The organism is Methylophilus methylotrophus DSM 46235 = ATCC 53528 (genome assembly GCF_000378225.1).
GTDB lineage: Bacteria > Pseudomonadota > Gammaproteobacteria > Burkholderiales > Methylophilaceae > Methylophilus > Methylophilus methylotrophus.
In genome coordinates, this window is the sequence record NZ_KB905145.1 from 155,893 (window position 1) to 177,069 (window position 21,177).

The 21,177-nt window shown below is 48.7% G+C and carries 20 protein-coding genes and 1 rRNA gene; 16 read left to right on the forward strand and 5 right to left on the reverse strand.

The window, feature by feature from the left end:
* Positions 1–29 precede the first annotated feature (29 nt).
* Together F463_RS0111695 and ssb are read left to right on the forward strand one after the other, a co-directional pair.
* The gene (locus F463_RS0111695) at positions 30–1,421 is read left to right on the forward strand and encodes an MFS transporter (protein ID WP_018987281.1); all 1,392 of its coding nucleotides are present in this window, start codon (positions 30–32) and stop codon (positions 1,419–1,421) included.
* Positions 1,422–1,428: 7 nt separating this feature from the next.
* Entirely contained in the window at positions 1,429–1,953 is a 525-nt protein-coding gene (gene ssb / locus F463_RS0111700; protein WP_018987282.1) for a single-stranded DNA-binding protein, read from the forward strand.
* Positions 1,954–2,127: 174 nt separating this feature from the next.
* Here the strand turns inward: ssb and F463_RS0111705 are convergent, their stop codons facing one another.
* Together F463_RS0111705 and F463_RS0111710 are read right to left on the reverse strand one after the other, a co-directional pair.
* On the reverse strand, positions 2,128–2,586 hold the full coding sequence (locus tag F463_RS0111705) for a GNAT family N-acetyltransferase (RefSeq protein WP_018987283.1): 459 nt from the start codon (positions 2,584–2,586) through the stop codon (positions 2,128–2,130).
* On the reverse strand, positions 2,571–3,224 hold the full coding sequence (locus F463_RS0111710) for a helix-turn-helix domain-containing protein (protein WP_018987284.1): 654 nt from the start codon (positions 3,222–3,224) through the stop codon (positions 2,571–2,573). The genes F463_RS0111705 and F463_RS0111710 overlap by 16 nt, the downstream gene beginning before the upstream one ends.
* A gap of 323 nt (positions 3,225–3,547) precedes the next feature.
* Between F463_RS0111710 and F463_RS0111715 the strand changes: the two genes are divergently transcribed.
* From F463_RS0111715 to F463_RS0111750, 8 genes are read left to right on the forward strand one after another with little or no spacing between them, the layout of a single operon-like run.
* Positions 3,548–4,789, forward strand: a complete 1,242-nt coding sequence (locus F463_RS0111715; RefSeq protein ID WP_026295546.1) for an FAD-dependent oxidoreductase — start codon at positions 3,548–3,550, stop codon at positions 4,787–4,789.
* A gap of 18 nt (positions 4,790–4,807) precedes the next feature.
* Entirely contained in the window at positions 4,808–5,068 is a 261-nt protein-coding gene (locus F463_RS0111720) for a sarcosine oxidase subunit delta (protein ID WP_018987286.1), read from the forward strand.
* Positions 5,065–7,959 carry a 2Fe-2S iron-sulfur cluster-binding protein gene (locus F463_RS15285; RefSeq protein WP_018987287.1) on the forward strand — a complete coding sequence of 965 codons (2,895 nt, stop codon included), beginning with the start codon at positions 5,065–5,067 and terminating at the stop codon, positions 7,957–7,959. The genes F463_RS0111720 and F463_RS15285 overlap by 4 nt, the downstream gene beginning before the upstream one ends.
* Positions 7,960–7,961: 2 nt before the next feature.
* A complete protein-coding gene (locus F463_RS0111730; protein WP_018987288.1) occupies positions 7,962–8,636 on the forward strand; it encodes a hypothetical protein in 675 nt (224 codons plus the stop codon).
* Positions 8,637–8,678: 42 nt separating this feature from the next.
* A complete protein-coding gene (glnT, locus tag F463_RS0111735; protein ID WP_018987289.1) occupies positions 8,679–10,013 on the forward strand; it encodes a type III glutamate--ammonia ligase in 1,335 nt (444 codons plus the stop codon).
* Positions 10,014–10,071: 58 nt separating this feature from the next.
* Complete coding sequence (locus F463_RS0111740) at positions 10,072–10,968, forward strand: class II glutamine amidotransferase (protein ID WP_018987290.1); 897 nt, start codon at positions 10,072–10,074, stop codon at positions 10,966–10,968.
* A complete protein-coding gene (locus F463_RS0111745; protein ID WP_018987291.1) occupies positions 10,956–11,648 on the forward strand; it encodes a GltB/FmdC/FwdC-like GXGXG domain-containing protein in 693 nt (230 codons plus the stop codon). Before F463_RS0111740 ends, F463_RS0111745 begins: the two co-directional genes overlap by 13 nt.
* A 2-nt stretch (positions 11,649–11,650) precedes the next feature.
* Positions 11,651–12,988 carry an FMN-binding glutamate synthase family protein gene (locus F463_RS0111750; RefSeq protein ID WP_018987292.1) on the forward strand — a complete coding sequence of 446 codons (1,338 nt, stop codon included), beginning with the start codon at positions 11,651–11,653 and terminating at the stop codon, positions 12,986–12,988.
* A gap of 159 nt (positions 12,989–13,147) precedes the next feature.
* On the opposite strand, the gene F463_RS14825 is transcribed toward F463_RS0111750, so the two are convergent.
* A complete protein-coding gene (locus F463_RS14825; protein WP_088177814.1) occupies positions 13,148–13,354 on the reverse strand; it encodes a hypothetical protein in 207 nt (68 codons plus the stop codon).
* A gap of 310 nt (positions 13,355–13,664) precedes the next feature.
* On the opposite strand from F463_RS14825, the gene F463_RS0111755 reads away from it, so the two are divergent.
* From F463_RS0111755 to F463_RS0111770, 4 genes are all read left to right on the forward strand, one after another.
* Entirely contained in the window at positions 13,665–14,933 is a 1,269-nt protein-coding gene (locus F463_RS0111755; RefSeq protein WP_018987293.1) for an HlyD family secretion protein, read from the forward strand.
* 22 nt (positions 14,934–14,955) lie between these two features.
* Positions 14,956–17,079 carry a peptidase domain-containing ABC transporter gene (locus F463_RS0111760; RefSeq protein WP_018987294.1) on the forward strand — a complete coding sequence of 708 codons (2,124 nt, stop codon included), beginning with the start codon at positions 14,956–14,958 and terminating at the stop codon, positions 17,077–17,079.
* A complete protein-coding gene (locus F463_RS0111765) occupies positions 17,079–18,542 on the forward strand; it encodes a TolC family protein (RefSeq protein ID WP_018987295.1) in 1,464 nt (487 codons plus the stop codon). The genes F463_RS0111760 and F463_RS0111765 overlap by 1 nt, the downstream gene beginning before the upstream one ends.
* A 122-nt stretch (positions 18,543–18,664) precedes the next feature.
* Complete coding sequence (locus tag F463_RS0111770) at positions 18,665–18,898, forward strand: hypothetical protein (RefSeq protein ID WP_018987296.1); 234 nt, start codon at positions 18,665–18,667, stop codon at positions 18,896–18,898.
* Positions 18,899–18,958: 60 nt separating this feature from the next.
* Here the strand turns inward: F463_RS0111770 and F463_RS0111775 are convergent, their stop codons facing one another.
* Positions 18,959–19,318: a hypothetical protein gene (locus tag F463_RS0111775; protein WP_018987297.1), complete on the reverse strand. Its 360-nt coding sequence runs from the start codon at positions 19,316–19,318 to the stop codon at positions 18,959–18,961.
* Between the two features lie 75 nt (positions 19,319–19,393).
* The gene (locus tag F463_RS0111780; protein WP_018987298.1) at positions 19,394–20,353 is read right to left on the reverse strand and encodes an L-threonylcarbamoyladenylate synthase; all 960 of its coding nucleotides are present in this window, start codon (positions 20,351–20,353) and stop codon (positions 19,394–19,396) included.
* Positions 20,354–20,447: 94 nt separating this feature from the next.
* Between F463_RS0111780 and F463_RS0111785 the strand changes: the two genes are divergently transcribed.
* Positions 20,448–20,771, forward strand: a complete 324-nt coding sequence (locus F463_RS0111785; RefSeq protein ID WP_018987299.1) for a cupin domain-containing protein — start codon at positions 20,448–20,450, stop codon at positions 20,769–20,771.
* A 334-nt stretch (positions 20,772–21,105) separates the two neighbouring features.
* A 16S ribosomal RNA gene (locus F463_RS0111790) occupies positions 21,106–21,177 on the forward strand; the annotation flags it as partial.

Consider the following 21,177-nt stretch of genomic DNA (forward strand, 5'->3'; position numbering starts at 1 on the left):
AAATTAAGCCAAGTTTTCTTAAAAGATTCATGCAGTTCTCCGAAAAAATGACCCAGATAGAAACTCGCGCGACTGCTGCCCTTGCTTCTATCTATGGGCTACGTATGCTGGGCATGTTTTTGATTCTGCCTATTTTTGCGATTTATGCCGAAACATTACAGGGCGGCGATAACCATGCCTTGATCGGGCTGGCATTGGGTGCTTATGGGTTTATGCAGGTGATTTTCCAGTTGCCGTTTGGCATGGCGTCTGACCGTTTTGGCCGCAAAAAACTCATTTACCTGGGGTTGATTATGTTTGCGGTGGGCAGCGTGTTTGCTGCCACCGCCCAAGATATTTATATGGTGATTGTCGGCCGTGCCATTCAGGGTGCAGGTGCCATTTCTGCGGTGGTCACCGCATTGGTGGCGGACTCTACGCGCGAAGAGCACCGCACACAGGCCATGGCCATGATAGGCGCCACCATCGGCGTGACGTTTGCAGTGTCACTGGTGGCGGGTCCGATTTTAAACCAATGGATAGGCGTGTCGGGAATTTTCTGGCTGACCGCTGTGTTGTCGATCGCAGCGATTGCCGTAGTGAAGTTTGCCGTGCCAGAGCCATTGCATGCGCATTTTCACTCCGATGCGCAGGCCGCCCCGGCCAAAATTCGTGAAGTGTTGCGAGACACCCAATTATTGCGCCTGAATTTTGGTACCTTTTGCCTGCATGGTGCGCAAATGGCCATGTTCATGGTGGTGCCATTTGCCATCAAAAATAGCACTGGCATGAACGAAAACACGCACTGGCAAATTTACCTGCCGGTGTTGGTATTGTCGTTTATCCTCATGGTGCCTGCGATTATTTATGCCGAGAAAAAGGCCAAACTGAAACCAGTGTTTGTTACCGCAGTCGGCCTGATGTTGCTGACGCAAATTGCCTTTATGTTTAGCCTGACCAGTTTATGGGGCATTGTGGCAACGCTCTTTTCTTATTTTGTGGCGTTTAATATCCTCGAGGCTTCTTTGCCTTCGCTGATTTCAAAGATGGCCCCAGTGGCCGCCAAAGGCACGGCCATGGGTGTTCATAATACCGCCCAATCTTTTGGCATGTTCTTGGGGGCTGCGCTTGGTGGCTGGCTATCACACAGTTATGGCAGTCCCACTGTATTTGTCTTCTGTGCTGCTTTGATGGTGGTGTGGTTTGGCCTGGCGCTTGGCATGCAGGCACCCCCCAGTGTCAAAACCAAAATGTTCCACATACAAGGGTATAATGATGAGCAAGCCGCCATCCTGGTGCAGGATATCCGCGCAATGGACGGCGTGTATGAAGTGGTCGCCATTCCTTCAGAAACCATGCTTATGGTGAAGTTGGAAAATCAGCGCAGCAAAGAATTTCAGGCGGCATTGTCGCAAGCAATCATGAATCGAATAGGGGAGTAGTGACACCATGGCATCAGTCAACAAAGTGATTTTGATGGGTAATCTGGGGCGTGACCCGGAAGTGCGCTATATGCCAAACGGTGAGGCAGTGGCTAACTTCAGCATCGCCACCACCGAAAACTGGAAAGACAAATCCGGCGTGCGCCAGGAAAAAACCGAATGGCATAACATTGTCATGTATCGCCGCTTGGCAGAGATCGCTGGCGAATACCTGAAAAAAGGCCGTCCGGTATATATTGAAGGCCGTTTGCAAACCCGCAAATGGGAAAAAGATGGCGTCACCCGCTACAGCACCGAAATCGTCGCAGACCAAATGCAAATGTTAGGCACTGGCCGTGAAGGTGGAAGTACAGCATTTGATGGTGGCGACATGGACCAGGGTGGTGGCATGGATGATTACAACCAGGCCCCTCCACGCCAGCAGCCAGCGATGGGTGGTGGCAATGCCGGTGCTAACCGGAATGCTTTCCAGCCAGCCGCGAGTAAGCCGGCCGGTAATTTTGATGATTTTGACGACGATATTCCATTTTGAGTCTGACAATAATTAAAATTGTAGATTTTAAATTTACAAAGCCCTGTTTTTACAGGGCTTTTTTATTTTTAGCAGCGAAAAAAATGTTTATAAAAAACGGGATGTGATTTTGTAAACTACTGCCATGTTTTTTGTTTATTTAAGATCAAACAAATGAAAACTTTAGTTCAAAATTTATAAAAATAATCTTCTCGCATTTAACTGAGTGCTTTCCCAACCCAGGTGCCGGTAATATCCTATTGCAGGTTCATTTTCAACATCGACCAATAGCTGGGCACGAGTCGCTCCTTTTTCTTTTGCCCAATCTAATGCTGACTGTAGTAGTTTTTTACCAATTCCTTGCTGTCTAAATTCTGCATGAACGATCATGTCCTCTACCCAAGCAGAGAGTGCTCCTTGTGCCGTGGAGATGACAAGTTGCGCGCTAACCATCCCAATCAGTTTCCCGTCTTCTGTAAATGCCGCCTTGATTACCCCATGTTCTGGTTGTGATATCAGCATACTTAAACCGGCTTTTTGTTTCTCCATGTCCGGTTTGAAATCGGCTTCTATACTAAATAGCGCATGTAGAAGGTTGGCTAGTTGAGCGGCATCTTTTTGTTGTGCATCTCGAATACTTATGACTGCGTCCACTCACTGCCTCCTGAATGATCAACTGGGTCGTGATGAATAATGGCCAGGAAACGGATTGGAACTTCTATTAGATTGGCTGGCTGATGCGGCTGGTCCCCTCTAAAAGTCAGTGAGTCGCCTGGCTCAAGTAAGAAAGTCTCCAAGCCTACCTTGTACTCTAATACCCCCTCCAACATATGAATAAATTCAGTCCCTCCATGTTCAAAAGGGGGGAATTCTTCCGCCTGATCTTCCAGCGTGATCAAAAACGGCTCAAAAGTCTTTTGAGGTCCTTGGTCATAGGCTAATAAATGATATGTGTGGCCGAGTTTTGTACCGCGGCGTACCACTTCCATACCATGCCCTTTTTTAACGAATTGTGCATTTCCTGATGGAGCGTTGTAGTCGCGGAACAGTCTTGAAAGCGTTACGCCAAGCGCGTTAGCTACTTGTTCCAATGTTTCAAGACTGGTCGATACATGACCATTCTCAATTTTACTGAACATTCCAACACTAATATTCGCTCTCTCAGCGACATCAGCAATCGTCAGGCCATGTTGTTTTCTGACCTCTTTGATGACATTCCCCAAGTGTTTACCCAAAGGTTTGGATTCTGTTTCAGTAATAGGGACAACATTTTTTTTCAAATCAGAAGTCATTGGCGGCTAAAACTCCCATATCCATTCTTCTCGTTCAATTATCACAGGCACAGTAAATCAAGTTCCTGCTGGAAAATTAATTAACTAACCATTTCCTGGTCATTAACCCATCCTCAGCCATATTCACATGCTCTAAATGTGTTCATCAGACCAAATTATGCACCAAATCATTGCAAAATAGGTAAATTTATTCCTGGCAGGAAAAAAATATTCATAAAGCCGTTGACAGTGGTTTTTGCAATGCGTATAAATGGAATTGTTGTTTCCTGCTGGGAATAAAATTTTCATGTCGAGATTGATGTTGGATAGTTGCGGAGCGTTGAATGCCTCTAAGATTGCTTAAATATGCGTTGAGTAAAGAGTACAAAGAGACTCGGTTTTTTAGGGAGAATGTGACCCCTAAGAAAAGTTACGACGCAGTCATTATTGGTGGAGGCGGACACGGTTTGGCTGCTGCCTACTATCTGGCTAAAGACCATGGCATGACTGATATTGCCGTGCTTGAAAAGGGTTATTTGGGTGGAGGCAACACTGGCCGCAATACCACCATTGTCAGGTCTAATTACCTGACCCCAGAGGGCGTGAACTTCTATGATGCCAGCGTCAAAATATATGAAGGTTTGTCCGAAGAGTTAGATATCAATCTATTCTATTCAACGCGCGGCCATTTCACATTGGCACATACAGAATCAGCGATGCGGACAATGCGTTGGCGCGCTGAGGTCAATAAACATGTGGGCGTGGACAGTTATGTCGTTGGTCCGGATGAGATCTCAAAAGCCTGTCCTCAGTTAGACATCAGCTGTAGTGGCCATGCGCCCATTTTAGGGGCTTTGTATCATGGGCCAGGTTCTGTGGCTCGGCATGATGCTGTCGCTTGGGGTTACGCCCGCGGCGCCGATAGGTTAGGTGTCGATATATTTCAGAGTACAGAAGTGACTGGCATCGATATCAAGGGCGGTAAGGTTCAAGGGGTACAAACGAGCCGAGGCTATATCTCTACCCCCAGAGTGCTTTCAGCGGTGGCAGGGTTCACTCCCCGCATCTGCAAAATGGCTGGCATTGATACGCCTATTGTCATTCATCCATTGCAAGCCTGTGTGACTGAGCCAATGAAACCCTGGCTGGATTCAATCCTGGTTTCCGGTAGCTTGCATGTCTACGTCAGTCAATCTTCCCGTGGCGAATTGGTCATGGGGTCTTCGTTGGATCCCTATGAGGTTCATTCGACCAGGTCTTCTTTAGACTTTGTGGAGGGACTGACGTCTCACATGTTAGACATGTTCCCATTCCTCTCCAATGTGAAGATCGTCAGGCAGTGGGGCGGGATGGCAGACATGACCCCTGACTTCTCTCCCATTATGGGCAAGACACCGGTGGAAGGCTTTTACCTCGATGCCGGGTGGGGAACATGGGGATTCAAGGCCACACCGATCAGTGGGAAAACGATGGCTGCCACGATTGCTAACGATATGGCGCCAGATCTCATCAAGCCTTTCAGGCTTTCAAGATTTGAAGAGTACGAATTGACTGGCGAAAAAGGTGCGGCTTCGGTCGGTCATTAAGCATCAGGAAGATTAGAAATGAAATTACTTACTTGCCCGATTAATGGCGTGAGACCACTAAGCGAATTTGTCTTTGGTGGCGAACTTCGTGATATGCCCGAGGCTGAATGCAGCGACAAAGAGTGGGCCGATTATGTTTATAACCGCAATGGCGCGCCAGGGCTAAAAAAAGAATGGTGGTATCACTCTCCAAGCGGAACCTGGTTTGTTGCAGAAAGAGACACCTTAACAGACAACGTAGCACGTACCTATTTATACGAACAGGAAGCTGCTAAATGAGCATGAGGTTACAAAATACTTCCGGTGAGTGGATCAATCGGAACAACAAAATTAAATTCTCATTTGAAGGTAAAGATTATGAGGGTTTTGAAGGCGATACGATTAGCAGCGCCTTGTGGGCTGCGGGCGAGAAAGTATTAGGGCGTAGTTTTAAATACCATCGCCCCAGAGGCATTTTTACCCTGGCAAATCATGACGTCAATATCATGGTGACGGATGGTGTCGATACCAATATCCGAGCCGATGTTGTTCAGGTTAAAGCGGGGATGAAACTCCAAGTAGTGAATGTTGACGGCGGGGTGATGGCGGATAAGAAGCGCTTTCTTGATTCGATATCGGCGCTCTTACCAGTGGGCTTTTATTACAAAGCATTTCATACCCCACGCAGTTTGTTTCCATTTTGGGAGCGCATCATTCGCAACGCAGCTGGTTTGGGCGTGGTGAACTTTAACTATCCGCGGATCTTAAAAAAGAAACACTATGCGCATTACGATCTCCTGGTAATTGGCGCTGGCCCTGCAGGGTTATCTGCAGCTTTGACTGCGGCCCGTGAAGGCTTAGAGGTTCTGTTGGTGGATGAAAATGCCAAGCCCGGCGGAAGTTTTGCTTACGACAATGCTGGCAATTCAGCGCATCACGCACAGTTAGCAAACATGTTGAGTGAAGCACAAAGCCTGCCTAATTTAACAGTGAAAACTAACGCTTATGCAGCCGGATATTATGCTGATCATCTGGTCCCGATCGTAGACGAATCTGGAATCACAAAAGTACGTGCTAAAGCAGTGATTGTTGCCAGTGGTGCCTTTGAGCAACCTCCCGTGTTCAGAAACAATGATCTACCGGGTGTCATGCTTGGTTCGGCCGCACAACGTCTCATCGCACGATATGCCGTTAAGCCATTCTTGAAGGGCGTAGTCGTCACCGCTAATAGCTATGGCTACCGGGTGGCGCTTGATCTGATTGCATCTGGCGTAGAGGTCGCGGCGATTGTTGATATGCGGGCGGGTGGAGAGACGGATGCCATTGCCAGTGTGGTCGCAAATAAAGGCATAAAAATCCATAACGGTGCCTGCATCTATGAAGCTGTGCCGGTATCCGGCAAGTTAGGTGTTAAAGGCGCGATTGTCGCGGATTACGATGAAGCCTCTGCGCAGGCCGATACTCAGAAATCCATACAGATTGACTGTGACGGTATCGTCATGTGTGCAGGCTGGGCGCCTGCTGCTGCATTGCTTTATCAGGCTGGCACCGGCATGCGTTATGACGATCAAATACACCAATTCGTACCGTCAAGACTGCCCAATGGCATTTTCGCGGCAGGTAAGGTCAACGGTGTTTTTGGCTTGAATCAACGCCTCCAGGATGGCGCCCGTGCTGCCTCTGATGCCCTCAAGTATTTGGGCTATGTTGGAAACGACACCACCGTAGAAAGTTTTGCCGGTTCATCGCCTAGCCATCCTTATCCGATTGTGATGCATCCCAAAGGTAAAAACTTTGTGGATTTCGACGAGGATATCAGCGTAAAAGATTTCATCCATGCGGCTCAGGAAGGCTTCGATAACATCGAATTAATGAAGCGTTTCACGACAGTTGGCATGGGACCTAGTCAGGGCAAGCATTCAAATATGAATGCGATTCGTATTCTGGCGCGTATCAGAAGTCTTCCAGTCAATAAAATTGGCACGACGACAGCACGGCCCTTCTTTCATCCAACACCAATAGGTCATTTGGCAGGCAGGGGGTTGCATCCTCATCGAGATACCCCTCTGCATCAGTGGCACGCAGAACACGGTGCAGTGTTCACGGATGTCGGCGCATGGAAACGTCCAGCCTACTACAAAGTGGATGGGCAAACCAAAGAGCAGTCTATACAGAACGAAGCAAAAGCCGTCAGAAGTGCAGCGGGCATCATTGATGTCAGCACCTTGGGCAAGATAGAGATTCATGGCGCTAATGCCGCTGAATTTTTAGAACGTTTCTACACGGGTAATTTTAAAGATCAAAGGGTTGGGCGCTCCCGATATGCCTTAATGCTGGACGAATCAGGGGTGATGGTAGATGACGGTGTCGCTTGCCGGATCGCAGAAAATTTCTTCTATGTGACCGCAAGTACCAGCAATGCCGCCGCGGTTTACCGTGAGATGCAGCGGTGGAATCAGATTTGGGGCCTGAATGTGACCTTCATCAATGTCACGGGCGCATATGGCGCGGTGAACATTGCCGGGCCATTGGCCAGAAAGGTGCTGCAGAAAATCACCCTATTGGATATTTCTGAAGACCAGTTTCTATTAGGTGCAGTAGCCGATACGTCCATAGGAGAAATAAAGGCTCGTGTGATTCGCGTTGGATTTGTCTCTAACCAGGCCTATGAGATTCATGTGCCTGCCTCATCTGTTCTTAAGTTGTGGAATTTGCTGCTAGACAGTGGAAGCGTTGATGGACGTGTTAAACCATTTGGTACAGAGGCACAAAGATTGCTTCGATTGGAAATGGGCCACCCATTAATGGGGCATGATACCGATGGTCTTACAAACCCCTTTGAGCTTGGTGCTGACTGGGCCATCAACCTCAATAAACCTTTCTTTATCGGTAAACGCAGTTTGCAAATTATCCGCAAACGTCCTCTGCTAAAAAAACTAGTGGCTTTTTCGTTTAAGCCATATTTCCAGGGACCTGTGCCATGTGAATGTAATTTAGTGATCAGCAAAAGTGGCCAGATTGAGGGCAGGGTCACCAGTCTATCGTTGAGTCCTACGCTGCAAAGATTCATAGGGTTTGCATATGTATCCCCAGTGAATACAAAGTTGGGTGACGTCTTGAGTATTAGAACTGACAGCGGCCAGATGGTGGAGGCCTATGTTGTCCAGTCACCATTTATTGAAGGGGATTAAATATGGAAATGGTATTTGACCGACTATCCCCCGTCAGTTTTGCGCAGACAGGGTTAACGATGAAGAAAGCAATCTTGAACGGGATGGAAATCGTTCTAAGTTATGAAAATACGGATATCGAGATGCAACGGATGAAGAAGCTCGGTATTTGTGATGTGAGCGCATTTTCCAGAGTAGGCATTAAAGGAGCAAAGGCCGTTGAGTGGCTTGAATCCCGAGGCTTTACCGTACCAAAAGCACCCAATACATGGCGTCAAGATCACGCTGGAGGATTGGTGTTAAGACTTGGGCGGAGTGAATTTTTATTGGAAGGTTTCCACCAGGGGCAGATTGCAATCAATGCAAATGATGCACCAGAGAATCTTTATGTAGTGGCGCGTTATGACGCTTCGTTCATTCTGAGCGGCGTGCATTTCCACAGTGCATTCAGTGAAATTTGTGCATTAGACCTGAGTGAAAGTGCATTTGCTGCTGACGCTGTGTTGATGACCAGTGTGGCTGGCGTGTCTGTGACTTTAATTCGCCAATTGCTGAATGGGGAGCTGGTCTACCGGTTATGGTGCGATGGTAGCTATGGTAACTACATGTGGAGCACGCTCACTGAAATCGCCGGGGAGTTCGGCGGCGGCGCTATTGGCCTGGATGTTCACTTCAAACAGATGATAACTGGTTCTTGATCGTTTCGAATTTTAATTAATAAATTTTAGGTGAGGCACTCAATGAAGTCATTGCAGGAAGCACAAAAGTTTTTGCAGGAAAACAAGGTCAAGTACGTCCTTGCTCAATTCGTCGATATTCATGGGGTAGCCAAGGTCAAGTCAGTGCCGGCTGAGCATCTCAACGATATCCTGACGAAAGGCGCAGGTTTTGCTGGTGGGGCAATTTGGGGGACAGGCATTGCACCCAATGGCCCTGATTACATGGCGGTTGGTGAGCTGAGCACCATCGGCTTGGTACCTTGGCAACCTGGTTATGCGCGACTGGTGTGCGATGGACATGTCAACAATCAACCGCATGAATATGATGCACGCGTCGTTCTTAAGAAGCAGATTGCCCGGTTATCCAAACGTGGATGGACTTTCTACACAGGATTAGAGCCAGAGTTCTCATTACTGCGTCGTGACGAACAGGGTCAGATTCTGCCGTTTGATGAAACTGATACTTTGCAAAAACCATGTTACGACTATAAAGGGATTACAAGACACGCTGAGTATCTGGGTAAGTTAACTGAGTCGCTGATTGCGGCAGGGATGGATGTTTATCAAATTGATCATGAGGATGCGAATGGTCAGTTTGAAATTAACTACACCTACTCCGAATGCCTCAAAAGTGCAGACGATTACATTTTATTCAAGATGGCTGCGAGTGAGATCGCCAATGAGATGGGCATGATCTGCTCGTTCATGCCTAAGCCATTTAGCAATCGGCCTGGCAATGGTATGCACATGCATATGTCCATAGGGGATGGAGAAAAAAGCCTGTTCCAAGACGACAATGATCCCTCTGGTCTGGGGTTGTCTAGCCTGGCCTACCATTTCCTGGGCGGGATCCTCGCGCATGCCCCGGCACTGACCGCCTTATGCAATCCGACCGTAAATTCGTACAAAAGACTGGTCGTTGGGCGCTCATTAACCGGTTCAACTTGGGCGCCAGCGTATATCAGTTACGGTAACAATAACCGTTCGACATTGGTGCGTATTCCTTATGGCCGCTTAGAACTGCGGCTCCCTGACGGCAGCTGTAATCCATATCTTGCCACCGCAGCCGTGATCGCAGCGGGCTTGGATGGCGTTGCCCGTCAGTTAAACCCAGGCAAGGGACATGATGAGAATCTCTACGATTACAGCCCCGAGCAACTTCAAGCATTGAAGATTGGCATACTTCCCCAGAATCTGGGTGAGGCATTGGATGCGCTTGAGAGTGATGAGGTCATCATGGATGCGCTGGGGGCAAATCTTGCCCAAGAGTTTTTAAAGATCAAACGCATGGAGTGGATTGATTATCAACGGCATGTCTCCCAGTGGGAAATTGATAGGTATGTTGAGTTCTTTTAATTGTTTGATGTGAGTGACGCATTGGTCATCGAACATGAAGTATTGATAGGAGAAAATGATGTGTGGGATTGTAGGATTACTGGTTAAAAACCAGAGTATGCGCGCAAATATCGGTCAATTGATGATGCCGATGCTGATTGGGATGACAGAGCGAGGACCGGATTCTGCTGGCATGGCTGTGTTTACGTCGCCAGTGGATGCAAATGCGTTGAAATATAGCCTGTATGCACCGACGGCAGATTTTAGCTGGAAGGCATTGGAGCAAGCGTTTAATTCAGAGCACTCAGACCAGGTCACTCTCGCGGTGAAGGGTAATCATGCGATTCTCACCTCCGCAGTTGACACCGTGAAAGTAAAAAGCTGGATCAAGCAAGCCTATCCGCAGATTCATATCCTTTCGGTGGGTCAATCGATCGACGTGTACAAAGATACCGGCCTGCCTGCCGATGTGGCTGCGCGTTATGATTTGCCAGCATTGAGTGGCACGCATTTGGTTGGGCATACACGGATGGCGACTGAATCTGCCATTACCCCAGCGCATGCGCATCCTTTTACAGCAGGCACAGATTGGTGCCTGGTGCACAATGGATCCCTTTCTAACCCCAACAGCCTCCGTCGCAAGCTGCAACATGAAGGTATCAATTTTGAAACCGACAATGACACTGAAGCAGCCTGCCGCTTCCTTGAGTGGCGTATGCGTGAAGGTGATGATTTGAAAACCGCCCTGGAACATGGTTTCGACGAGCTGGATGGATTCTATACATTGCTGATGGGGACCAAAGATCAATTGGCCTTGGTGAGGGATCCATTTGCGTGTAAGCCTGCAGTGGTCGCCGAGCATGATGATTATGTCGCGATCGCTTCAGAGTTCCGCTCTTTAGCCCACCTTCCTGATGTGAAGAATGCTCACGTTTTTGAACCTTCACCAAAGGAGATGTACGTATGGAAAGTCTAAAATTTGACTTGGAAAATACCGAGTTGAGAACCGTGAATCAATATCTGCATCGCCCTGCAGCAGAGTTGAGTGGTAAAAACGTGGTCATTAGCAACCCCAATGGGGCTCACAACATCGCAGTCGGTCTGAATGCTGAGGTGAATGTCACGATCGATGGTCACGCAGGATATTACGCCGCAGGCATGAACCAACTGGCGACAGTCACTGTGACCGGCAGTGCCTCCACTGGCGTGGCGGAGAATATGATGTCCGGCGTGGTGCATGTGAAAGGCTTCGCTTCTAATGCTGCTGGCGCAACGGCGCAAGGTGGTTTGTTAATTATTGACGGTGACGCCGGGCTCCGGTGCGGCATCTCGCTTAAAGGGGCTGATATTGTGGTTGGCGGTTCTGTGGGAAGCTTTTCTGCATTCATGGCACAAGCTGGCAATCTGGTGGTGCTTGGAGACGCAGGTGAGGCATTAGGCGACTCATTATACGAAGCTCGGCTCTTTGTGCGCGGTAACGTCAAGAGCCTGGGTGCCGATTGTGAAGAGAAGGAGATGGATCAGGAGTCACGCAATATTTTAGTGGATCTTCTGGCCAAATCCGGGCACGCAGAGGTGGATCCGGATAGCTTCAAATTATTTGGCTCTGCACGCACTCTCTATAACTTCCATGTTGATAACGCAGGAGCATATTAATCATGAGCGATACCTCTAAAAAAACTCCGCAAACAGAACCGCGTTTTTCTGCGACGTTCGATCCGGGAACGATGTCAGAAATTCGCCGTGCAGCAGCCACCGGCATTTATGATATTCGTGGCGCGGGTGCTAAACGAAAATTGCCACATTTCGATGACCTATTATTCTTGGGGGCTTCTGTCAGTAGATATCCACTTGAAGGTTATCGTGAGAAATGTGGCACAGATGTGGTCCTCGGAACACGGTATGCCAAAAAACCTATTCATCTCAAGACCCCGGTAACGATTGCGGGCATGAGCTTTGGTGCGCTGTCTGGGCCAGCAAAAGAGGCGCTGGGCCGTGGGGCAAGCGCAGTCGGTACCAGTACAACCACTGGGGATGGCGGTATGACGCCTGAGGAGCGTGGTCAGTCTTCGATTCTGGTCTATCAATACTTGCCTTCTCGGTATGGCATGAATCCAGATGATCTGCGGAAAGCGGATGCCATTGAAGTGGTGATTGGCCAAGGCGCGAAGCCTGGTGGCGGGGGGATGTTGCTGGGCCAGAAAATTAGTGACCGTGTCGCGAAAATGCGTTGCTTGCCTAAAGGCGTCGATCAACGTTCTGCATGTCGCCATCCGGACTGGACTGGTCCAGATGACTTGGAAATTAAGATTGCTGAACTGCGTGAGATCACAGATTGGGAAAAACCAATTTATGTGAAGGTTGGTGCGACGCGTCCATATTTTGATGTCACACTCGCTGTTAAAGCGGGCGCCGATGTTGTGGTACTCGATGGTATGCAAGGTGGGACCGCTGCCACACAAGAGGTGTTTATTGAACATGTGGGCATCCCTATTCTTGCGGCAATTCGACCAGCTGTCCAGGCGCTGCAAGATATGGGTATGCACCGTAAAGTTCAGCTGATTGTTTCGGGTGGTATCAGAAATGGTGCTGATGTCGCTAAAGCCTTGGCGTTGGGCGCAGACGCTGTCGCTATCGGCACCGCTGCATTAATTGCGTTGGGTGATAACGATCCACATCTGGAAGAGGAATACCAAAAACTTGGGACCACTGCCGGCGCTTATGATGATTGGCATGAAGGTAAGGATCCTGCAGGGATTACTACACAAGATCCAGAATTGATGAAGCGTTTAGATCCGGTGAAAGCTGGCCGTCGTCTTGCTAACTATCTCTCTGTGCTGACGATGGAAGCTCAGGTGATCGCGAGAGCATGCGGTAAATCTCACTTGCATAATTTGGAACCTGAGGATTTGGTGGCACTCACGATTGAATCCGCTGCGATGGCCAAGGTTCCGCTCGCAGGCACTACCTGGATTCCAGGAACGTCTTCGTTCTGACATAAAACGACTAATCAATGCTGCAAAGGGGCAAGGCTAAGAAATCTTGCCCCTTGACGTTTAGATTTAGATAAGTAGCTGCTATTTGGTTTTTAGATTGCACTAGAGTCAAGCAATAATATTGATATTGCCGCCTTTACAGGGCTTTTGCATAGGTGATTAACGCGCTCCAAAAATAGATATTTGAATCGCCAATTGCCAGCTAATATCCCATGCCAGCATACTTGCGGCGACCGATCCACAGAAAAGAACAATCAATATGCTACTGTTTTTACCGCGGTAAACATGGCGCAATTCTTCACAGGTAAGATCGTGTGGATTGAACTCTAAGGCCTTGATAGCACTTTCTCTTGTTTTGTTAACCAAACTCGATCCTGTCCCAATGCGGTCATGTAATGTGCTAGCCAACCCATGGGTTGCGGCGCGTAAGAGAATCTTAATTATGCTGTATTTTGGCGTTGAATTGATATCGGGATGATTAAAAGGAGGTTTTCTGTAAATTAAAGCTCCATGAATGTGGGGTGCTTGCTAATCGGAAGGAGATGCGTTTAGAAATATGACTAGTAAATAGACAGACTTTATTGCATCAAATTTGAAGCCCTCCTATAATCCACAGGATTGTTAATAAATATTATTAAATTTAACCTATTGTAATCACCGCTTCCGGCCTACTCTCATGGCAAATCTTCCTCTTTTCCGTCATGCAGCACTTAATGCGCAAAAAAACCACTGGCTGGGCACGATTCTGCTCATTCGCCCCATGAGTTATCTTTTTTTGACGCTGATGGCCTTGCTGTTTGCCGGGATAGTCGTGGCTTTCATGGTATGGGGAACATATACCAAACGCAGCACAGTGGTCGGTCAGCTGGTACCGGAAACTGGCTTGGTAAAGGTCTATGCGCCACAATTTGGCATTGTGGTCGAAAAGCGGGTGCAAGAGGGGCAGCCAGTCAAACAGAATGACATCCTTTTTATTCTTTCCAGTGAGCGTTATTCGGATGCGCAAGGCTCCATTCAGGCTTCTATTAGTGCCCAACACAAGCAGCAGCGACAGTCATTAGAAAATGAAATTGTAAAAACAAAATTACAGCAGCGAGATGAGCAGCAAGCCTTGCAATCACGTATTGAGGGAATCAAGGATGAGCTTCATCGGCTGGATACGCAATATCAGTCACAGCAGACGCGTGTACAGCTCAGTGAAGAAGCGCATAAGCGCTATTTGGGCTTGCTGGAAAACAACTATATTTCCCGTGAACAGACCCAGCAAAAACAGGAGGACTGGATAGAGCAATCCTCCCGCCTTGAATCGCTGGCACGCGAGCAGGTACGCATGCAGCGCGAATTGGTCGCCAGGCAAGATGAGTTATCCAGTTTACGGGCCAAGCATCAAAACCAGATCGCCCAGCTTGAGCGCAGTATTTCAGGTGTCAACCAGCAGCTTACCGAGAGTGAGGCTAAGCGCAGGCTGGTGATTCGAGCACCAGAATCTGGCACTGCAACTGCAGTGGTCGCCAACCTTGGTACAGCGGTAGAAGGTAGCCGTCCCTTGGTAAGCATTGTGCCAAGCGGCGCAATGCTGCAAGCGCATTTGTTTGCACCCAGCCGCGCAGTGGGTTTTGTGCGTGAAGGCGTGCCGGTGAGGTTGCGCTACCAAGCCTACCCTTACCAGAAATTTGGCCAGGCAAGTGGGCGGGTACAGTCTGTGTCAAGAACGGCACTGCCCGCAGGGGAAATCTTTACCATGGGCAATGTGTCTGCCAACAACCAGCATAGCGAACCTTTTTACCGCATCACGGTAGCACTCGATCACCAATCCATGGTGGCTTATGGCAAGCAGCAGCCGTTGCAGGCCGGTATGTTACTGGATGCCGACATTATGCTGGAGCGTCGACACTTGTATGAGTGGGTGCTAGAGCCCTTGTTCAGTTTGACAGGGAAGCTGTAATCCATCCGCATGAAAGAAGGTCATGTCATTTCTTAATCAACTGTCATTCGGTTTTGGGCGCAAGCTGCCGATTATTTTACAGACCGAGGCCAGCGAATGTGGGTTGGCTTGCCTGGCGATGGTTTCCAACTATCACGGCTTTCGTACAGATTTATCAACCCTGCGGCGTTTATTCCTGATCTCAATTAAGGGTACAACGCTGAATTACCTGATGGCGATGGCACAGGCTGTAGGGTTTACCACCCGCCCAGTCAAGTTGGAACTGGAAGACCTTCGCGATTTGCGGCGTCCTTGTATCCTCCATTGGAACTTTAATCATTTTGTGGTGTTGAAGGAGGTTGGCACCCGGCATGTGGTCATCCACGACCCGGCTATGGGATTGCGCAAAGTCCCATTTGAAGAGGTTTCTGCTGCGTTTACCGGTGTCGCCCTTGAATTGTGGCCTAACCCCGGATTCAAGCGCGTGACTTTTAAGCAAAGTATCAAGTTGCGCGACATGATGGGTCATGTCACGGGTCTTTACCGCTCACTGGGGCAAATCCTGTTGCTAGCCTTAGCGCTGGAAGTCTTTGCGCTGGTGTCACCGTTGTATATGCAATGGGTAGTCGACCATGCCATTGTTGCCGCAGATTATGATTTGCTGACTACCCTGGCGATTGGCTTTGGCATCTTAATGTTGATGCAACAAGCCATTACCACCGTGCGAGCCTGGGTCATTATGCATATGGCCACCACGCTCAATGTGCAATGGCGTGCCAATATCTTTGCCCACCTGATCCGTCTGCCGGTAGACTTTTTCGAAAAGCGTCACCTGGGGGATGTCGTCTCCAGATTTGGCGCAATCGACCAAATCCAGCATACATTGACCAGCACTTTTGTCGAAGCCATGTTGGATGGCGTACTGACAATTGTCACTCTGGTCATGATGTTCTTGTACAGCCCATCGATGGCCTGGATTGCCATTGGAGCCATGGCGCTGTATGCCTTGGGTCGCTGGGTGTGGTTCCGCCCTTTGCGTAATGCGACCGAAGAGCAAATTGTCCACGCCGCCAAACAGCAAACCCATTTTATTGAAACCGTACGCGGTGTGCGTGCGCTTAAGTTGTTCCAGCGCCTGGACGAACGCAGAACCAGCTGGTTGGGTTTGTTTGTAGAGCAAGTGAACGCTGACTTACGTACACAAAAGCTGAATGTTTTATACCGTTTGATGAATGGGCTGTTGTTTGGGGCGGAGCGCGTGTTAATTATCTGGCTGGGCGCCCGGCTGGTCATCGCGGGCGATTTCACCGTGGGTGCCCTCCTCGCTTTTATTGCCTATAAAGACCAGTTTGTGTCGCGTGTCAGTGGTCTGATTGATCGCCTGGTTGAAATCCGCATGTTGCATTTGCAGGGAGAGCGGCTGGCGGATATTGCCCTCGCCGAGCAGGAGCAAACTTCTGTAGAGGGGTTGAATCGGCAAGAGCTGGCTCGCTTACCTGCCACTATCGACATTAAAGGTTTGCGTTATCGATATGCAGATGGTGAACCTTGGGTGCTGGATGGGGTTGACTTGCATGTGCGTGAAGGCGAGTCAGTGGCGATCGTCGGCCCTTCTGGTTGCGGCAAGTCCACCCTCCTGAGCGTGATGCTTGGTATCCGTATAGCCAATGAGGGAGAAGTTCTGATTGGGGGGCAGCCTTTGGCAAAATTAGGGCTTGAACAGTTGCGGTCCATGATAGGTGTTGTCATGCAAGATGATGTGCTGTTTGCCGGCTCGATTACAGACAATATTGCTTTCTTTGATCAGCAAGTCGATCATGGCTGGGTCGAAGAGTGTGCCCATAAAGCGGCAGTATATGAAGAGATCATTGCCATGCCCATGGGCTTTAATACCTTGATCGGCGATATGGGCGCTGCGTTGTCAGGCGGGCAAAAACAGCGAATTCTGCTCGCACGCGCTTTGTACAAGCGACCTCGGCTCTTATTCCTTGATGAGGCGACCAGCCACCTGGATGTCATCCGAGAAACCATGGTCAATCAGGAAATACAGGCGTTGAATATGACGCGCATCATTATTGCCCATCGACCTGAAACGATTGCGTCGGCTGATCGCGTGATTACATTAGAAGCCGGTAGAGTGAAAGCCGCTAATGAGGGCGTCGCCTAATGAGCAGGCCGGGCATACTCAAGCTATGCTTCATCGCCCTGTTTTGCAGTTTGAGCTATCCTGCCTGCGCCCTCAAGCTCACTGATTTTATGGAGTTTCAGCAACACATGCAGGGTGGCCCGGCAAAAAATATGTTGGTCACTCAACCGGATGCAGCCAGCGCAGCTTGTGCGGATACTTTGCCAGATTGGCCACTGGCTCTGCTTGATGTGGTTGAGCAAGCGCTTTGCAATAACCCAAAAACCTCCGAAGTATGGGCCAGTGCACGTGCGCAGGCAGAGCAAGTCGGCGTACAGCGGGCCGACTATTTGCCTAAGGTCAATCTGGTCTCTGGCATCTCTAAAATCCATAACGAAGTCACCAATTCCCGCTTTTCATTTTTAGACCAGGATAACCGCATCCTGAGCCGCGCACACAGCTTGCGCTTGACCTGGCTGGTTGCCGATTTCGGGCAACGTTCTGCCAAGATGAGCCAGGCGGAAGCTTTGCTGGATGCCGCAAATGCGCTACATGATGCCGCGTTGCAAGAAGTCTTTATCAGTGCAGCACAAGCATATTTTGACCATTTATCCACCCAGGCGATGTTAGGTGCGTTTGAGGAATCAGAAAAAGTGGCCAAGGAAAGCCTGGCGGCTGCTACCGCCAAATTTAAGGCAGGTGTAGGGTTGCTGACAGACCAGTTGCAAGCCCAGACGGCATACGCGCAAGCCAGACTGGAGCGAACAAAAGCCGAAGGGGATGTGAATAATGCCCATGGCACATTGGCCTCCGCCATGGGGGTGGTGGCTAACACCCGATTTACTGTGAAAAGCCGTAGTGATCAATTAGAGAAAACGGATTTTGTTACCACGGCAGACCAAATGATCCAAGAGGCAATCGAGTCTCATCCGTCCATTATTGCGGCAAAAGCCAAGCTGCGGGCGTCAAAAGAAAATATTCAAGCCGTGAGTGCTGAAGGGCTGCCTACCTTGAGTTTCAATGCCGAAATCAGCCGCACCGACCAGTTGGGTCAGTCGCAGCTGGCAGGTATTCCCGCTTCTGATGTGTACACAGATAATTCTTCGGTTGGTTTGCAAGTGAATGTGCCTTTATTTGAAGGATTTGCCCGTAAGCATCAAGTGCAATCGGCAGAAGCTGAGTCGCAAGTGCGGGCTGCCGAATTAAAGCGGGTCACGCAGCAAGTCACGCTGGATGTGTGGAAAAGCTATCATGCATTAATCTCCGAGCGTGAAAGTTTGCGTGCAGCAGAGGAGTTGGTTGCCAACTCCAAGGAGGCGTTTGCGGTAGCGCAGGGCAGGTATAACGCGGGTGTGGGCAATATTATCGAGCTCTTGAATGCCCAGAATGCCTGGTCCAATGCCAAACAACAAAATATCAAGTCACTGTCTGCGTGGCGAACTGCCCGACTTAAACTCGCAGCAAGCATGGGCCGTGTTGGGTTGTGGGCAATTGCCGAACCCTAATAAAACATTTTTTTGGTGGCCTGCGTGTATAGATGCAGGCTGACCCAATTATCTCATTGTAGATAATGCGTCTTTCGTCACTCTATGATGAGTTTTTAAAAATTTAAAATCTGGAAAAAGTTATGGCAATTCAAGAATTGAACAAAACTGAAGTTGAAGCTGTTTCTGGTGGCGCAGCATTGAACCTGACAAGTCTTGTAAGTGATCTGCCACTGGTTGGCGGTTTGCTTGGAGGTCTATTGGGTACTGTAGGTGGGTTGCTGAATACCGTTTCCGGGTTGCTGACTGGTTTGCCAGTAGTTGGTCCACTGGTCGAGACGGTATTGGGCCTGGTAGGCGGCATCGTGACTGTTTAATTCACATACCATCAGAAACAGAAAACCCCGCCAAGGCGGGGTTTTTGCATTAAAGTGTTGCTATTTGGACGGGGCGGCTTTGCAGTTCTTCAGGTGCAAATGGTCGCTATCATCCAGCGTAGTTTGTTCACCATTCAACCGCAAATCCATGGTGCCATAATGATAAAGCTGCTTATCATTTGCATCCCTGGTCAGCCCGACCTCATGGTCTGGCAACATCACCCAGGCTTCTTCGCCATTTTCTGATAGCTTGAGTCCGAAGGATTGATAATTCTCACATTGATAATGAATGGCTTCTTTACCATAGCGTGGAATTTCCTTGGTGCCTTTATCAAATACGCTTGGTATTTCAAAGGTTTTGCAACCGAATAATAAAGCCGAGAGCGCGGCGACCATCAAAAGTTGAGAGGCGTTTTTCATTGTGAATAATCTTGTTCTAATCAAGCACTAATATAATAGAGATACATTATATTGTGCCAGTCATATATGGCAGACTCAATCGTTTTGGGTGTGAGGATGGTAAGTGGCACGTTGTAAACGATCCCTGAGGGCATCCCAGGCAATGTCCGCTGGGGGGGATTCTATCAGGATGATTTCAGCCTGCGCAGCGTCCAGGGTGTGCAGCGCTGCATATAAATGTTCTGCGGCCAAGGCTACGTCATTTGGCAAAACAAAGTCTTTGTCTGTCACAGATTTGCCTTCCCCAAACAGTAAAGCTGCTGCCGCAGTTTTATTGCAAGCATAATTCAGCATTGCCTGGCGAGACTCAAATAACAGGCAAGGTGTGCGTGGTGAGTAATGCAGGAGATGTTGTCCAGGTACTTTAGGCAGATGTGTTATTGCTTGCTGCATTGCTGGTTTCCCAGTAATCGCTGTAATGTCTGAGGCATCTATCATTCCTGGCCGCAATAACTGCCATTCATCACCATGTACGCTGACAATCGTCGACTCTATCCCTACCTGGCAAGCGCCGCCGTCAAGAACAGGAACTTCTGCGCCCAGGCCTGCTTCTACATGCGCCGCCGTGGTTGGACTCAATTGGGTATATTTATTGGCAGACGGGGCAGCTAATCCCAAGCCGCTATCATTCAGCAGGGTAAGAGCGACGGGATGCGACGGGACTCTCAGCGCTACCGTAGGTTCGCCAGCCCTTACGCTAGCAGAAACTTCTTTGCGTGCTGGTAATACTAAGGTGAAAGGACCAGGCCAGAATGCTTGCGTCAACTTTTGCGCCAGTGGCGGAAATTCACTTGCCCAATCGAGCACCTGCGCGGCACTGGCAATATGTACAATTAGCGGATTGTTAGCCGGACGTTGTTTGGTCGCGTAAATTTTGGAAATGGCTTCTTCATTGCGGGCATCGGCTGCCAGGCCGTACACTGTCTCGGTAGGAATGGCGACGACTTCACCCTGCTTCAATAATTCTATCGCCTTTGCCTGGCTAATACGCATCATGCACCCTGAGTCATTTTGGAAAAAGTATTTTACTCTGTAAAAGCCTGACTACTAAAGCATGTAAAATGCGCACTTTCGATTTAAGGAGTCCAGCATGCAAATTCAAGTTCAGCACAATCCTGCCGAAACACAACTAAAGGACTTAGGTGTATCCAAATGGCCTACCTGGAAAAAAGAGGTGTCGACCTTTGATTGGGTATTTCATGAGAAAGAGCAGGCATATATATTAGAAGGTCAATGTGTGGTGACGCCTGTTGGCGGATCGCCGGTCAGTTTTGGTAAAGGTGACTTTGTCGTTTTTCCGGCGGGCCTGAAAGTCAGCTGGGAGGTCAAACAGCCTTTACATAAGCATTACCATCTGGATGGTAACGTCTTGACCCAAACCTGGTTGAGAATCAAGGCAGCTTTCAAGAAATAATCATCAATTTGTAACAAAACTGTAAAAACGCAAAAATAGGGGTTGACCGCAAAGCTCAGCCCTATATAATGCGCACCTCGTTACGCAACAACGGTAACGAAAGCAGCGAAAAGCTGATGTTCTTTAAAAATTAGGATGACTGATAAGTGTGGGTGTTTGTAGGTTGTGTGAAGCGCATTTGATGCGTAGAAACTCAGAAAATACAAATGCTTTACACTTAGATTTATGACAAGTATGTACAGTGTAGTTTACACACATACCTTGAAATGAATTTGAGAAGTAAGCGAAACGAATACCGCCTCTGTAAAGAGGTAAAAAGTAATAGTTAGGAATTAAACTGAAGAGTTTGATCCTGGCTCAGATTGAACGCTGGCGGAATGCTTTACACATGCAAGTCGAACGATGA